The following is a 944-nucleotide window of genomic DNA, read 5'->3' on the forward strand; positions in this document are numbered from 1 at the left end:
GGCGCCAACGCCGGCCACGCCACCGAAGCCAACATGGACCGCCTCGACGGTGCCGGTGCCGCCGCCGCCATCGAGGCCCGCGCCGTCACCGCCAATGACTCCGCCGCCATCGTGCGCGCCAAGGCCGCCCTGGACAAACTCGACGTCGCCGAAGGCCTCGCCGAGTTGGAAGGCGCCTCCGCCCGTGTCGCCGTTGACGAAAAGCGCATGATCAACTGCCGCGCCGACCTCAACCAACTCGTGCCCTTCAAGTACGACTGGGCCTGGCAGAAGTACCTCGACGGCTGCGCCAACCACTGGATGCCGCAAGAGGTCAACATGACCGCCGACATCGCCCTGTGGAAAAACCCCGAAGGCCTGACCGACGACGAACGTCGCATCGTCATGCGCAACCTGGGCTTCTTCTCCACCGCCGATTCGTTGGTCGCCAACAACCTGGTGCTGGCCGTGTACCGCCTGATCACCAACCCGGAGTGCCGCCAGTACATCCTGCGCCAGGCCTTCGAAGAGGCGATCCACACCCACGCCTACCAGTACTGCATCGAATCGCTGGCCATGGATGAAGGCGAGATCTTCAACATGTACCACGAGATCCCGTCGGTCGCGAAAAAAGCCGCCTGGGGTCTGAAATACACGCGTTCGATCTCCGATCCGAAATTCGAGACCGGCACCGTCGACACCGATAAAGAACTGCTGCGCAACCTGGTCGCCTACTACTGCGTGCTGGAAGGCATCTTCTTCTATTGCGGCTTCACCCAGATCCTGTCCATGGGCCGACGCAACAAAATGACCGGCGTGGCCGAGCAATTCCAGTACATCCTGCGCGATGAGTCGATGCACCTGAACTTCGGCATCGACGTGATCAACCAGATCAAAATCGAAAACCCACACCTGTGGGATGCCGAGATGAAGGAAGAAGCGACCCAGATGATCCTGCAAGGGAC

1 protein-coding gene is annotated in these 944 nt (G+C 61.3%); it reads left to right on the forward strand.

Annotated elements, in window-relative coordinates:
* Window positions 1-33 precede the first annotated feature (33 nt).
* Window positions 34-944 (forward strand): ribonucleotide-diphosphate reductase subunit beta (locus HBO11_RS28410; protein WP_222932577.1); only part of this gene is annotated, 911 nt, incomplete at its 3' end.

It is taken from the genome of Pseudomonas sp. WS 5010, from assembly GCF_012985565.1.
Lineage (GTDB): Bacteria > Pseudomonadota > Gammaproteobacteria > Pseudomonadales > Pseudomonadaceae > Aquipseudomonas.